The sequence below is a fragment of the Heyndrickxia shackletonii genome, from assembly GCF_001420715.1.
Lineage (GTDB): Bacteria > Bacillota > Bacilli > Bacillales > Bacillaceae_C > Margalitia > Margalitia shackletonii.
Window position 1 is genome coordinate 3,383,657 of the sequence record NZ_LJJC01000004.1, and the last position, 14,290, is coordinate 3,397,946.

The 14,290-nt window shown below is 34.1% G+C and carries 16 protein-coding genes and 1 pseudogene; 3 read left to right on the forward strand and 14 right to left on the reverse strand.

All coding sequences use genetic code 11. The features are described from left to right. Positions 1-60: 60 nt before the first annotated feature. Together deoD and AN964_RS16245 are read right to left on the reverse strand one after the other, a co-directional pair. Positions 61-768: a purine-nucleoside phosphorylase gene (gene deoD / locus AN964_RS16240; RefSeq protein WP_055740693.1), complete on the reverse strand. Its 708-nt coding sequence runs from the start codon at positions 766-768 to the stop codon at positions 61-63. A gap of 74 nt (positions 769-842) precedes the next feature. Continuing rightward, positions 843-2,024 carry an MFS transporter gene (locus tag AN964_RS16245; protein ID WP_055740694.1) on the reverse strand — a complete coding sequence of 394 codons (1,182 nt, stop codon included), beginning with the start codon at positions 2,022-2,024 and terminating at the stop codon, positions 843-845. 164 nt (positions 2,025-2,188) lie between these two features. On the opposite strand from AN964_RS16245, the gene AN964_RS16250 reads away from it, so the two are divergent. After that, positions 2,189-2,707 (forward strand): HD domain-containing protein, encoded by a 519-nt coding sequence (locus tag AN964_RS16250; protein WP_055740695.1) that lies wholly within the window; start codon positions 2,189-2,191, stop codon positions 2,705-2,707. A 290-nt stretch (positions 2,708-2,997) separates the two neighbouring features. Next, the gene (locus AN964_RS16255) at positions 2,998-3,969 is read left to right on the forward strand and encodes a Gfo/Idh/MocA family protein (RefSeq protein ID WP_055740696.1); all 972 of its coding nucleotides are present in this window, start codon (positions 2,998-3,000) and stop codon (positions 3,967-3,969) included. A 361-nt stretch (positions 3,970-4,330) separates the two neighbouring features. On the opposite strand, the gene AN964_RS16265 is transcribed toward AN964_RS16255, so the two are convergent. The 3 genes and pseudogenes from AN964_RS16265 to AN964_RS16275 form a co-directional block, all read right to left on the reverse strand. Further along, the gene (locus AN964_RS16265) at positions 4,331-4,750 is read right to left on the reverse strand and encodes a universal stress protein (protein ID WP_055740698.1); all 420 of its coding nucleotides are present in this window, start codon (positions 4,748-4,750) and stop codon (positions 4,331-4,333) included. A gap of 45 nt (positions 4,751-4,795) precedes the next feature. After that, positions 4,796-5,344, reverse strand: coding sequence for an NAD(P)H-dependent oxidoreductase (locus AN964_RS16270; protein ID WP_055740699.1), 549 nt, complete (start codon positions 5,342-5,344; stop codon positions 4,796-4,798). A gap of 376 nt (positions 5,345-5,720) precedes the next feature. Continuing rightward, a pseudogene (locus AN964_RS16275) lies at positions 5,721-6,950 on the reverse strand (MFS transporter); the annotation flags it as partial. Between the two features lie 238 nt (positions 6,951-7,188). Between AN964_RS16275 and AN964_RS16280 the strand changes: the two are divergent. Further along, the gene (locus AN964_RS16280; protein WP_055740700.1) at positions 7,189-7,656 is read left to right on the forward strand and encodes a MarR family winged helix-turn-helix transcriptional regulator; all 468 of its coding nucleotides are present in this window, start codon (positions 7,189-7,191) and stop codon (positions 7,654-7,656) included. A 437-nt stretch (positions 7,657-8,093) separates the two neighbouring features. On the opposite strand, the gene AN964_RS16285 is transcribed toward AN964_RS16280, so the two are convergent. From AN964_RS16285 to spxA, 9 genes are all read right to left on the reverse strand, one after another. Continuing rightward, complete coding sequence (locus tag AN964_RS16285; RefSeq protein WP_055740701.1) at positions 8,094-8,615, reverse strand: GNAT family N-acetyltransferase; 522 nt, start codon at positions 8,613-8,615, stop codon at positions 8,094-8,096. Between the two features lie 162 nt (positions 8,616-8,777). Then, positions 8,778-9,410 carry a TVP38/TMEM64 family protein gene (locus AN964_RS16290; protein ID WP_055740702.1) on the reverse strand — a complete coding sequence of 211 codons (633 nt, stop codon included), beginning with the start codon at positions 9,408-9,410 and terminating at the stop codon, positions 8,778-8,780. Positions 9,411-9,545: 135 nt separating this feature from the next. After that, entirely contained in the window at positions 9,546-10,622 is a 1,077-nt protein-coding gene (locus tag AN964_RS16295; protein ID WP_055740703.1) for a HAMP domain-containing sensor histidine kinase, read from the reverse strand. Beyond that, positions 10,619-11,305, reverse strand: a complete 687-nt coding sequence (locus AN964_RS16300; protein WP_055740704.1) for a response regulator transcription factor — start codon at positions 11,303-11,305, stop codon at positions 10,619-10,621. Before AN964_RS16300 ends, AN964_RS16295 begins: the two co-directional genes overlap by 4 nt. 1 nt (position 11,306) lies before the next feature. Next, on the reverse strand, positions 11,307-11,885 hold the full coding sequence (locus AN964_RS16305; protein ID WP_055740705.1) for a class I SAM-dependent methyltransferase: 579 nt from the start codon (positions 11,883-11,885) through the stop codon (positions 11,307-11,309). 609 nt (positions 11,886-12,494) lie between these two features. Next, positions 12,495-12,827 (reverse strand): IDEAL domain-containing protein, encoded by a 333-nt coding sequence (locus AN964_RS16310; RefSeq protein ID WP_055741267.1) that lies wholly within the window; start codon positions 12,825-12,827, stop codon positions 12,495-12,497. Positions 12,828-12,980: 153 nt separating this feature from the next. Beyond that, positions 12,981-13,394 (reverse strand): RrF2 family transcriptional regulator, encoded by a 414-nt coding sequence (locus AN964_RS16315; RefSeq protein ID WP_055740706.1) that lies wholly within the window; start codon positions 13,392-13,394, stop codon positions 12,981-12,983. Between the two features lie 265 nt (positions 13,395-13,659). Then, positions 13,660-13,794 (reverse strand): BA3454 family stress response protein, encoded by a 135-nt coding sequence (locus AN964_RS16320; RefSeq protein WP_055740707.1) that lies wholly within the window; start codon positions 13,792-13,794, stop codon positions 13,660-13,662. A 48-nt stretch (positions 13,795-13,842) separates the two neighbouring features. After that, complete coding sequence (gene spxA / locus AN964_RS16325) at positions 13,843-14,238, reverse strand: transcriptional regulator SpxA (RefSeq protein ID WP_055740708.1); 396 nt, start codon at positions 14,236-14,238, stop codon at positions 13,843-13,845. Positions 14,239-14,290 lie beyond the last annotated feature (52 nt).

The window sequence follows — 14,290 nt, forward strand, 5'->3', positions numbered from 1 at the left end:
AGCTGAATCAAAATCTTATTCAAAAGATTTTTGATTCAGCTTAATATTCGTTTTTAATCGTTATTCTTCTGTTGCTGCTTGCAGTGCAATGAGAATCATGTCATTAAAGGTGGTTTGCCTTTCTTCTGCAGTCGTTTCTTCTCCAGTGAAGATGTGGTCACTCACCGTCAAAATAGATAATGCATTGACTTTAAATTTTGCAGCCAGTGTATACAATGCTGTTGTTTCCATTTCCACACCGAGAACTCCATATGACGCTAATTTTTTTACTATCTCCATACTGTCTCGATAAAATGCGTCTGCTGTAAAGACATTTCCCATTCTTAAGTGTAAACCTTTTTTTAATCCTGCTTCGTACGCCTTTTTTAATAAATCAAAATTTGCGCATGGAGCAAAATCAATACCAGGAAATGTAACACGATTCACATTAGAATCGGTACATGCACTCATTGCTAAGATTACATCTCGGACTTGAACATCTTCTTGAATAGCCCCGCATGTTCCGACACGAATTAAATTTTTCACACCATAGCTCTGAATTAACTCATTAACATAAATGGAGATGGATGGGATACCCATTCCTGTACCTTGTACGGAAACACGCTTTCCATTATATACACCTGTAAATCCTAACATTCCTCGGACATTGTTATAGCATATGACATCCACTAAAAAGGTTTCTGCAATATATTTTGCACGTAAAGGATCACCAGGTAATAGAATATTTTCTGCAATGTCACCTTGTTTAGCATTTATATGAACACTCATGAATTTACCATTACAAATTAAAGCAAGTCTAATTGTAATGGGTTCACCTCCTTGGTTGAATTTTAAAAAGAAATTTATTTGGTTTTATTCGCGACTTCAATGGTTACATTGGATGCACTTTTACCTTTAACCATAGAGATCACCGCTGTTCCTAAGGCAAAAATGATAAACACACCACCTATGGTTGCATTGTGCTCCACTGTTGTTTGTTCAATTACCATTCCACCTACCAAAGAACCAAATGCAATCCCAAAATGAAGAGCCGAATTATTTAAACTTTGCTGGATCTCAGAAGTTTCAGGCGCAAGCTCTATGAGATAACTTTGCATAGCTGGAGTAATCGCCCAGCTTAGCATGCTCCAGATGATCATTACTACTAGAAACAACGGAAAAGCAAATGTTGTATAAGGTATCAAAATAATAGATATGCCAAAGATAATAATTACACCAATAATCGTTAGTTTAAGATCAAATCGATCTGCAAGCCATCCCCCTAATCCTCCTCCAACGACTGCTGCAATACCAAAAATTAAATAGACCATACTAACCCATGTTCCATTCAAACCTAAAGCCGTTTTCAGGAATGGAGTAAAATATCCATACAATGTTAAATGACCTGCTAAAAATAAAAATGAAGTTAATTGGGCAAAAAGTATTTTTCTATTTTTTAGCGTCCGTAATTGCTTTCTGATTGGGATAGAAGATTTTGGCTCTACTTTCCCCATAAAGAAATACACCCCTGCCATAGATAGCACGGTTAACACGGAAATTAAAATGAACGGAGCTCGCCATCCGTAAGCATTTCCTAATATCAACCCAATTGGAACTCCCAATACAAGGGAAGCACTAATTCCCATAAATACTACCCCGATTGCACGAGCACGATATCTTTCAGTAACAATATTGGAAGCGATTGTTACACATAATACTACAAGCAAAGATCCACTTGCTGCAGAAATGATCCGTGCAATTAATAACATACTATAGGACGAGCTAATAAAAGCTGAAACGTTCCCTATTAAAAATACAAATAGTGCTGCAATCGTTAAACGCTTCCGTTCTATTTTCGATGTGAGGGTTAATAACACGGGTGCTGCAATTGCATATACGAGTGAAAATATGGTGATCAGAAATCCTGTTTTTCCTAAACTTACATGTAAATCTTTTGAGATTAAATCCAAGATACCACCAATAATTAATTCAACCATTCCTACAACAAACGAAACAATGGTTAATAAGTATACACGTTTATCCATATTCTAACTCCTTTCTTTACAGGTTACCTCTATAATGGTAACCTATTTTAAACTGCTGTACAAGAACAATTTTTTCTTAATATATGGAATTGATTTTCGTATGCAGAGATGATAATATATCGATAATTTAGCCTTAATTACTAGTTTTAAAGGAGGAATAATAGTTGGTTACTTTAATAGATATTTATAATCATCCTATTTCACAAAAATATATTCGACGTTCAGGTATGGCTCACGCTATTTCCGTAGCCTACCATTCTTTTCATCTCGCAAAGAAATACAGCGTTCGACCTGATTGGGCAGCTAAAGCGGGATTTTTACATGATATTGGACATTATGAATGGTATAGAAATGGAAAATGGGATTATAAACTTTATCGAGATTATGATATCCACCCGATTAAAGGCGCTGAGAGAGCACACAAATTATTGGTTCGTTTAGGGGAAGACAAATATGCAGCAAAAGAAATTGCACATGCTATTTTATTTCATACAGAATCAGCGCTTCCAAAAGGGGAAATTGAATTAACTCCATTACAAAAAGTTATAACTTTAGCAGATGAAAAGGACAAACAGCCCGGAAATTTACATCATTACCGGAATATTGATGTACAGAAAGAACAAGCACTCATTAAACAACTGGATCAAAAAATAAATGATTATTATTCTTCGAAAAAATGCTAAAAAAAGAACATAAGAGTAATGATTTGATAAATGTGCTTAATAAATTGCCAGTGTTATTATGTATTAACACATTTTCAAACACAATTGGACTTACAGCGTTTCCATCATAAATAGTTCGAATAAAATGATTTAAAATCGTGTGAGAATTTCGTGCTTAAGGAATACTCAACTATTGAGCAAATTGAATTAAATACATTGCACTTAATCATGTATGATTATTAAAATGTTATTCGGAATTTTAGAATTGCTAAAAAGAAATGTATATCATTGATAATGAGAGGTGAGAATTTTTGAGGCAAGTTAAAATTGGTATTGCTGGGGTTGGCCACATGGGAAGAAATCATTGCAAAGTAGTCAATTTATTAAAAAGTAGTCAATTTATTGGAGTTTATGATATTGATTCAGATAAATGTAAAGAAGTAGCAGTCTCCTATGGCGTTACTCCTTTTTCCTCATACATCGAAATGCTTTCTGCAGTTGATGCTGTCATTATCGCTGTTCCAACAACATTTCATTATCAATATGCTGAAAAAGCAATTAAGAGTGGTAAACATATTTTAATTGAAAAGCCTTTTGTAAATACATTGGAAGAAGCCGAAAAGCTAATCGCCTTAAACAGTAAGAATAATAACTGCATAATTCAAGTTGGACATATCGAAAGGTTTAATCCAGTTATTGAAATTATTAATAATTCCATAGATGATTCAAACATTATAAGTATAGAAGCAAGAAGACTTTCCGAAACAGAACGAAATCTTGATGTTGATGTCGTACTTGATTTGATGATTCATGACATAGACATTATTTTGAATTTGGTGAAAAGTGATTTACGGAGCATTACTGCAAAGGGATCATTCTCCGATAATAATCAAACACACCTGGATATCGTACATGTCCTATTAACATTTCAAAATGGAGTCATAGCCAATCTTATCGCGAATCGGGTTTCAACAGAATCTTTAAGAACATTGTCTATTACAGAAAAACAACGTGTAATTACTGCAAATTACATTACTAGAGAACTGCAAATCTATAAAAAAACAGCTTCCGATTTACAAACCTTTAACGAAATTGAAAATTCCATCGAAACCATTAAAGTCCCTCCTATTGAACCCATACAGGCTGAAATTCAACATTTTATTCACTCGATTATCAACAACACCCCACCTATTATTGGTCCAAATGAAGCAAAAAAAGCATTATCAGTTGTTATGAATATCAGAAAATCTATCCGCACTGGGGAAACGATTTCCTTATTCTAACAGATTTATAGTCTCTTTTCTTAATATCAAATGATTTTCTGGAAATTTGTTCAAGCACTTCAAAAAACTCCAATGGGTGATTTAGTTCTAACTGGAGAACCAGAAAATATTAGAGGTTATTTTGTCATTTTTGTGGGATTCATTTTATTATATGAGGCTGTAACATTAATTCCGTACCTTGGGGATACTTTCATGGCGGTTGGTGGAAGCTCTGGCTATCAGCTATCTTGGACCCAATATTACTATTGATATTGTTATTGTATTACAACTGGATATGTAAGTTAGAAAATAATAGTTTATTGTATAGGGGTAAAAAAATGGAGAGTGCCGTTTTCTGCACTCTCCATTGGCTCATTAATAGTTATTTTACAATAAGTACAGGGCAATGCGCGGAATGTGCCACTTTATTACTTACACTGCCTAATAGTGCTTCCTTGATTAGTCCCTTTCCTCTACTTCCCATCACAATGACGTCGTAATGATGTTCTGAAGCATAGTTGATAATCACATGAGCCGGTTCGCCATGAAATGTATGAACCTCATAATTAACGTTAGATTCTGAAAGGAATTGGATTGCCGGAGTTAATATTTCCTGATTTTCCTCATCTAACAGTTGATCCAAATCGATATTTAGAGCTGGTTCCGGCATTGGAATCTCTCTATTCACATGCAAAATCGTCAGTTTTTCCGTTCCGACGGTTTTCCCTAATTTTGCTGCATGGTGAAGGGCACGCGCAGAAGCAGCTGAGCCATCAAATGCTACTAAAATTTTATTATACATATCTATCCTTCCTCTCATACCTTCATCATGGGATTAATTAAGTTTTTATCGCACCACAGGTGACTGCGCCCCAACAAGCTTTTTAGTTATTTCTCCTACTCGTTTTCCTAGAGCCTTTCCTAAAGCTATATCATTTTTTGTAAGTATGCCGTCTGATTCATCAACCGGGCATGAAATACCAACTCCGTAATAGGAACCATAGACCGCATTTTCAGGAATATTCCCAGGTAAACCAACGACTATCATTCCTTGATGAAGCATTGGAGTAATCAGATTTAGCATTGTAGCCTCGATTCCTCCATGAGTAGTGGCAGTTGTACAGAAACATGCACCTACTTTTCCTACTAATTTTCCATGAGCCCAAAGATAACCTAATTTATCAATCCAAGCTTTTAATCCTGCACTTATGGTGCCAAAGTGACCGGGACATCCCCAAATAATGGCATCCATATCTTCAAGGTCTCTGACGTTCGCATTACTTACATGATTTACAAAAACTTCTGCACCATCAACACCTCGAGCTCCTTCGGAAATGGCTTCTGCTAATGCTTCTGTATGTCCATTTTCACTGTCAAATACGACATAAATTTTCATTGTTGTTTCTCCTCCGTTAAATTTATTTGTAAGAGTTTTTCTGCATCTCCCGAAGAGCAGCACGAAAAACTTTATCATCCATAGGTTCGTCTGCATTTGCTATTTTTTCATTTTGCATAAATGCACGAAGAGCTTCGCGGAATTCTTGATCATTCATAATTCCGTCCCCATTTTCCCTGTGACCACTTGAACGGAACGTTCCCCGTTGGATTTCTTGGATAGCCTTGCGGAAATCAAAATCGGCATTATTTTCAGCATAACTGTTAGTGGTTGGTTGACTAACCGTTTCAATACCCACTGCTGCTTCCAACTCATCAGCAACTTGTGCACTTGAATCCATTTTTTCATTAGTTGTGTGGGCTGCTTCCTTTGCACCAACATATTTTCTTCCGCAAAAAAGTGCAATAATAGCAACAGCCATTACAATTGCTCCAACGTAAAATGAAACGCTTGGGCTAAACCATTCTGCGAGCTTTCCAGCCAAAAATGGTGCGATTGCTCCCCCTAAGAAACGGACAAAACTATATGCAGCAGAAGCTACAGAACGTTCTACCGGTGCAACTTCCATAACAGCCGTTGTGACTAATGTACCGTTAATTCCCATAAAAATTCCTGCTATAATGACCGCCACAATAATCATGGCTTGCGCAGACCAGTTCATACCCAAAACATGAATGGTCGGATTGCCGGAAGCCACTGTTAAGCCCATTACGAGTAGGTCTAATGCGATAAGGAATAGCATTAGATACATGATTCGACGCAAATTAAACCTTTTTTCAACTCGTGGTGCAACAAAAACAGAAAAGATGGCAAAAGCAATACCCCAGCCGAAAAATATAAAGCCGAGATTCATGGCACTCATATTTAATACAAACGGCGTATATGCAAATAATGTGTAAAAACCATAATTATAAAAGAAAGCTGTAAAAGCCATTGATAGTAGACCCGGAAAACGCAATGCACGAATTGGATCAAGAATGGAACTTTTTTGTTTTGGTTTTGCAATGTTCGGCAGTAAGAATAAAATAGCTAAGAATCCAATGGCCATCAATATCGCTACTCCATAGAATGGCGCACGCCAAGTAATTCCTCCAAGCCATCCGCCGAGTAATGGACCAACGGATAATCCAAGACCAATCGATGCTTCATAAATGATAACTGCTTTTGCAGTACCGCCTATGGAGACACTTACAATTACTGCCAAGGCAGTTGCGATGAATAACGCATTTCCTAAGCCCCATCCGCCGCGGAACCAAATAATTTGCGTAACAGTACTAGATAATCCCGCTAATACTGCAAAAATCACAATGATTAAAAGTCCGAAAAGCAATGTCTTTTTTGGACCGATACGGCTTGACACTGCACCAGTAATCAGCATCATGACAGCTGTTACAAGCATGTAACTTGTAAATAGCAGTTCAACCTGACTGGCTGTTGCATGCAATTCTTTTGCAATGGACGTCAATATCGGATCAACTAAGCCAAGGCCCATAAACGCAACCACACAAGCAAAGGCTACCGCCCAAGTTGCCTTCGGTTGACGAAAACTGCCTTTTTTTCGACGCGGTTCCATTGGAACTTGATCCGCATGTATTTGATTTGACAATGCAAACACCTCTCTTGATATATATTAATTAAGGAAATAGTAAATAAAAAATATATTGCATAATACAACAATTGTATAATACAACTACTTTCAACATACAACTATTTGCATTATACACCTTTTTTTGTTACAGTCAAGTGTAGGATTTATTAGAAAAAATAAAAAAACATATTATAATGAAAGTGAAACCTTGATTAATCTTGAAGGGACAAAATTGACTATGTGAGAGGTTAATAATATGGAAAAAGATACATTTGATAATATTCAATCCGCAATAAGTGAGCTTGTCTTACATATAGAATTTGCAAGAAGAAAAGATGAAAAAATAGGTCAGCTAGATCGTTCCGCTTTTCGCTTATTAACGGAGCTGGAGGAGAGTGGACCGATGGGAATTAACGATTTAGCGGACAAATTTCAATTGGATAATTCAACAGTGAGCAGACAGGCCGCTGCTTTAGTATCCAAAGGATATATTCGCCGCATTCCAGATCCAAAAGATGGTCGAATCAGCCTGCTTGAGGTTACTCCCATTGGACATGAAATATTTCATGAAGTCAGAATAGCACGTAAAGAACTTTATCGTGATCTATTGGCTAATTGGCCAGAAAACGACTGCAAACAATTCGAGGAGTATTTGATACGACTGAATAAATCGATAACTGATTTAGTACAACAAAGGGTGGCAAATGAAAAAGATAAACATTAATAAGAATAGGACGTGGATTCCAATGTTTATAGATGTTTTCGTACAAACACTTCCGAAAAGCCATATCGTTGATAAATGAATTTTACTTAGCATTTCTGATTTTCATACAAGCCCCTGTGCAAAGTATGATTTAAGTACAGGAGACTTGTATTTTTTTTGGATTACTTTTCAAATTATATGCCCACATATTACAATAAGGGGATTCTGTATCAAAACACGTCCACTATTCGCGTTTTGATGCAGAACCCCTTACAAGGACAAACAATCAGAATCTGCAAATTAATTGATATAAAAGACAACAACAATAAGCGGGTCCAAAAAATTAAATAATGACAGCTTTACGTAATTCTTTATTTTTCCTTCTTTAAACACTGAGTATACTGATTGTTTAACATAATTTATTATTTTTAAGATAATTCACCGAGGCATTTTTGATTTTATACAAACTTCTCCATCCGAATATCATTCCACATTTTGCCCTGCCAAAATGTAAAGTCTTCGATCCTGCCAATTTCCTTGTAGCCCAGCTTCTGATAAAGCTTCTGCGCTTGGATATTAAATTCAAATACACCTAATTCAATACGTTTCATTCCGCTTTCCTTTATTTGCTCCTCCAAATATTGAATGGCTGCATAGCCTATACCTTTCCCTCGTCCTATGGACTCACCAATTGTAATACCTAACCAAGCAGTCCCAGGCTCTTTTTTGTAGAGGTGGCTCGGATCAACCATGTAATTCATTTCACCTATCAATTGGTCGTCCAGATAAATTAGGAAAATATGTTGGTTTTCCAAGCGTTTTGATAAGTCATCCACGGTTATTTTTTCTTGACGTTCCAATTCGGATTTATTTTTGTTAGGACGAGTTAACACCTTTAAGGCTGGGTCGTTTTCCCATTTATTGAATACTTCTACAACACTAGTATTAGGGTCAGTTAATTTAATAAAATGAATAGCCATGACGTTTTCTCTCCAGTAGTTTTTTATTACGTTCTCTTTTTTCTTCTATAATATTATCCATGCAAAATGTGAATATTGTCAATTTCCCTTGTTTTCTTATTCTTTCAGAACCTCCATGCATCCCGTCCCTGCAGCTGTGTTATTGCATTAACACTATTGCAGCTATATTTTTTGCATCTGCTTAAGATTGTTCCAAATTTTTATAGATACAATTGCAATCAAAACAAACGATATGATAATTAAGACTATACCCACTAAAGACTCACTAAGGCTGATTTCAATAATGCTATATAATATCATTAAAGGGATATTCGAAATAATGATGGTTAAAATGTAAGTAGAATATTTTAACCCAACTGCTGCAGCCAAAAAACATATTGCATCTGATGGTGCTATTGGACAAATGATTCCCAGTGCTAAAAACTTATAACTGTAAGTCTCCAATAAAGTTTTTAATTGTGGATATTTACTCTCTAAATACTGATTGATTCTTTCACTGGAAAAAACTCTTGAGAAAATATAAACTAAGGTTTCACTTAAAACCATGCCAACCATTGATAATATAAAACCAAGTAATGGATTGAAGCATATTCCCCCTAAAAACATTAGAGTTGCACCTGGTATCAACATAAACAGCCTCACTATCCACAGAGCAATAAATAGCAACATTGCATACTTGCTATTTCCAGATATAAATTCTTTTAACACACTCATATCCAGTGACAGTAAATGAAATTGCTTAAATATATATAATGCTATAATCCATATAGCTACAATGAAAATTTTCTTTTTCAATTTCTTCACTCTCCTCGCTTTCCATACATTCATGATAAGCAATGAGAATGAAGAAACACTCCATAAAATTCTTAAGGATTCTTAAGTTTTTTTATTAAGAAAAAAAGCTTATAGAACTTTTAATCCCACAAGCCATTATAAATGTATTGGATGTTCAATAATAAAGCTCATCCAACCTTCTTTATATTCCGCATGAATACTACCATTATGAAGTTCAACAATTCTTTTGGAGATCGCAAGTCCAAGTCCGGATCCTTGATTATCTTTTCTTGCTTTATCCCCTCTGAAAAACCTTTCAAACAATTTATTCACTTCCTCTACAGGAGGCTTTTTTGCTCTATTTGATACTTTCAAAATTGCTTTGCTGCTAAATATGTCAAGACTTATTTGTATTTCAGATGGTTTCATACTGTATTTTATCGCATTCATAAAGAGATTATCATACACACGAACCATCATTTCAATATCCATAAAAACAGGTACATTTTCCTCTGTTATTGACTTTTGAATACTTAATTGTTCATTTTCAAAAATTGGAATGTACTCTCCAACTATTTGTTCTAATAAACCTGATAAGTCTACTTCATTTAGGTTTAACAAAACATCTGGGCTCGATAAATGAGTATATTCAAATAGTTCGTCAATTAAGTATTTCAATCTTTTCGATTTTGAATAAATAGTTTCAAGGTATTCCTGATATTGTTCTTTACTTGCGTATTGTTCTTTTTTTAATAAATCCAAATATCCGATAATGGATGTTAATGGCGTCCTTAAATCGTGGGAAACATTTGTAATAAGTTCATTTTTTGCCCTCTCCAATTGTCTTTCATGTTCAAACTTATTCTCTAACTGATTGGACATGTAATTGATATTTTGTGCAAGCTGAGTCAATTCATCCCTACTCTCAAGTTTAATGGCCAAGCCAAGTTTTCCATTTGCAATTTGGTGAACACTTTCAGAAATGCGTTTCAAATATACTATTTTTTTCCGAACCATTAACAAAAAAACTACAATAAAAGTAAAGATGCCAACCGAATACTGAAGTAACATTAATAAATAACTAATAAGTAAACTATGTTCTGTCGCTTCATTTTTCTTACTCAGATACACGTAAAAAAAAGTAATCAAGGTCATCATACATAATGAAACAACAAAACTAATTGCTATCGCAACAAGAAGCTTTACTATTAACTTATTTCCAAATCTCTTCATATTTTATATCCTGTTCCCCATACTGTTTTGATATAAATGGGATGTTTAGGATCCTCTTCTATTTTGTCTCTAATTTTTGTAATGTGGACCATCACTGTATTGTCAGATTTAAAAAAGTCTTCCTTCCATACTCTTTCATATATTTTTTCGACACTAAGAACAATTCCTTTATTTCTGGAAAGAAGTTCAAGTATCTCAAATTCTTTTGGAGTAAGCCTTACTTCCTTCCCCCGAACCCACACTTGTCGAGTATCTGTATTTATGGTCAAATCACCAATTTCAATGACATTTTTGGTGTTGATTGTTTCTGTATTGTATTTTTTATATCTTCTTAATTGGGATTTTACCCTGGCAATTAATTCTAATGGGTTAAATGGTTTTGATAAATAATCGTCGGCACCAGAAGCTAGCCCCTGTATTTTATCTATATCTTCCGATTTTGCAGAAAGCATGATAATAGGCATATTTCGTTCTTGCCTAATCTTCATACACGCTTCAATGCCATCCATGTTGGGCATCATGATATCCAATATAATGAGGTCAAACTCTTTTTCTTCCAATAGTTTTAAAGCTTCAATAGCATCCTCTACCTTTTGAGTGTACATACCTTCATTTTCCAAATAAACGGAAATAAGATTTCTAATATCTTTGTCGTCATCAACAATAAGAATTTTAGACTCCATTTTATCCCTCCCAATTATTTTGTGGATTAGAACAGTTAAAGACATATGCTGGCGGCAAATTTCTAATTTCTCTTTTCACATCAATTTTAGTAAAAAACTGTTCAATAAACGCTTTCTTAAGTTTAGTGTATTGGAAAGTAATGAATTCTCCATCCTTTTTTAAGATTTTCGCGGTATTTATTAAAATTTTTATGGAAACGTTTTTTGGCAAGCTTGCAAAAGGAAGACCAGAAATAACATAGTCCGCATAAGGAATACGATAGTCCTTTAAGTACTTACCAATATTTTCAGCAGATCCATTTACAATGAATAAATTCTTTTCTTCTTTAAATTTTTCTTTCAACAATAAATAGAATTCTTTATTGTTTTCCACTAATAAAATAATGGTCTGTGGATTTCGTTTTTCAAGCAACTTTTCCGTGAATACACCTGTTCCTGGTCCATACTCGACAATATATTTAACATTCTTAAAATTGATTCTTTCTACCATTTTACTTCCAAGAAACCTTGAACTAGGAAGTATTGCACCTACTGTTCTTGGATTAACTATATATTGAAATAAAAATAACCATCGCTTCATTTTTAATCACTCCATGGATTTTAATTTATAATCATACTTTAAAATCCAAATCTGAAGAAAAAGGAGCAAAAATCCTTAAGAATTCTTAACATTTGAATTTGCTCTTAAAAAACAGTTTGTCCTAAGGACGGAAGAGCAATCATAAACGGATTACCCTAATAAGTAAATCAAATAACAGCTAATTACTTGCACAATTTCTGAAATCGTATGTATTAAGCGTGAACAGTTAGGCGTTTAAGTTTTTCTTTTTCAATAAATCCCCCCAATTATGGTAGATTTAACTATTTTCAAAAAAAAATACCCACTTTAAAAGCAGGTATTTACTCTGTATTGCATATTTTTAAGTATTATCAAAACTAAGGAGAAGTCATTTAAATAAAAACCGTTTATAAACATTATTAAGATAAATACAACTAAAGAAAAATTGTAAAACCTTCTTTAATAAATTCGACATATATTTCTGGATCCTAATTAGTAATAGCCATTTTCATTGCTCCTTTTATTAATGACCTTAAACAAAATCAAATCCTAGTGCAGACAAAATTAACCATACCATTGATTTTTTCCGTAACTAAAAATACCGAAAGAGATTATATTTATTGAAAGATTTCACAGCATTCCATCAACGAGCTGTTTCATCGAGTTTAATTTTGAAGAAAGCGCCATAAACCACTCTTCATCTCCTGTTAATATTGCCAAGTCTATTAGAAAACGGATTTGTTCCTTGTTTATTGCCTTTGAATCAGGTAGTTTTTTAACGTGTTTACTTAAAATTGAAATGGTTTTGGTTATCGTGTCTTTGTTATCACATTTAACAACGGTTACCTTAACTACTCCCCTTATAGTATCAAGTGATTCAATGTAACCAATTATTAATTCACCCTCACTTGATTTTCCTCGAACCCAATCTCCTATATTTAAAACGGGATTATTATTTGACATCATACTTTTCCACCTTCTAAAAAATGATTTTAGTTGAATTTTATTAAGAAATTTTAGTGACAGCATGCAAGGCATACAAACCAAATAAAACTGTAATATTTTTCGTTACATTTAAGCAATAAGAACTTCTCGGAATTATTACAATCAAGCCGCTTACCGTTCTTGATTGATAAGATCAACAACCTCTTTCAATGTATAGTTCTTTAAATATTCCCCTAGATGTTCTTCAGCACCGCAGAAAATAGTAAACAGGACTTTTTGCATATTCGAACCCACAATACACTGATTATTTGCTTCAGGACACTTAGGTTGCAAAGCACCCTCTGAGGTTATCTTATAAATATCCCAGAGATTAACTTCACTTAAATCCAAAACAAAAATAAACCCGCCGCCAGTCCCCTCTTTTGATTGTATAAACTTGTGCTTTTTTAACAAACTTAGCACTTTGCGAATGCGTACTGGGTGAACACATGCACTTTCTGATATAGCATTACTTGTTGACATGCGGTCTGGCTGTAAAGCTAGAAAAGTTAAGCTGTGAATGGCAAGTGTAAAATCGCTGTTCATGGTTTTCCTCCTAAGATATAAATTGCTAATCACTTTATACGTTGAAAAGTACTTTTTCTTATATAATAACATACTGTAGCAGTAAATATTACAGATAGGTTGTTAAACGTTAAGATATATATGAATTATTCTTAATGAAGAAATAAATTCCTTTATATCTCATTCTAGCTCACCTATGCTCAGGCTGTATTTAATTACTTTTGAATAATTTGATTCAAAAAACCTTTTTATCTTTATCTTTGCTTTTAAGTCTGAAAATAAACTTTTAAAGATTCCATTGTTTCTTAACTTGTTCTTCTGCCAACTGTCTAATTTTTGGCCACATCGTCTCTTTACTCACAATGACATTTGTATGATAATTACTATTTTTATATTTAACTGTAACAAATACTTCAATCATCTCCTTCTTCCTCCTTTCAAAAAAATTTACCTCAAAGTATATTACTTATTAATTAACCATTTTTTGCAATTCAATGCTCAAAAATGTTCGAATCCTACGAGGCAAAAATTTACGAATTTCATCCTCGTTATAACCAACCTGTAATCTTTTTTCGTCTAGGATAATTGGCCGACGTAACATTAGAGGGTACTCGATTATTAAATTATAGAATTCATTAAGCAAAAGTTCCTCAATATTTATATTTAATTCCTGAAAAGTTTTGGATTTAGTCGAAATAATTTCGGTAGCCCCATCTTCTGTTAATCGAAGAATCGATTTAAGTTCATCAACAGTAATAGGACTTGCTACTATGTTTCTTTCAATATAATCAATATGATGTTCCTCGAGCCAGGCTTTTGCTTTCCGGCATGAACCACAGCTTGGGGTCGTAAATAGAGTTACCATATTTTTACACGCTCCTTTAATATTTTTTGTCAAATGTACACTGCCAGACTGT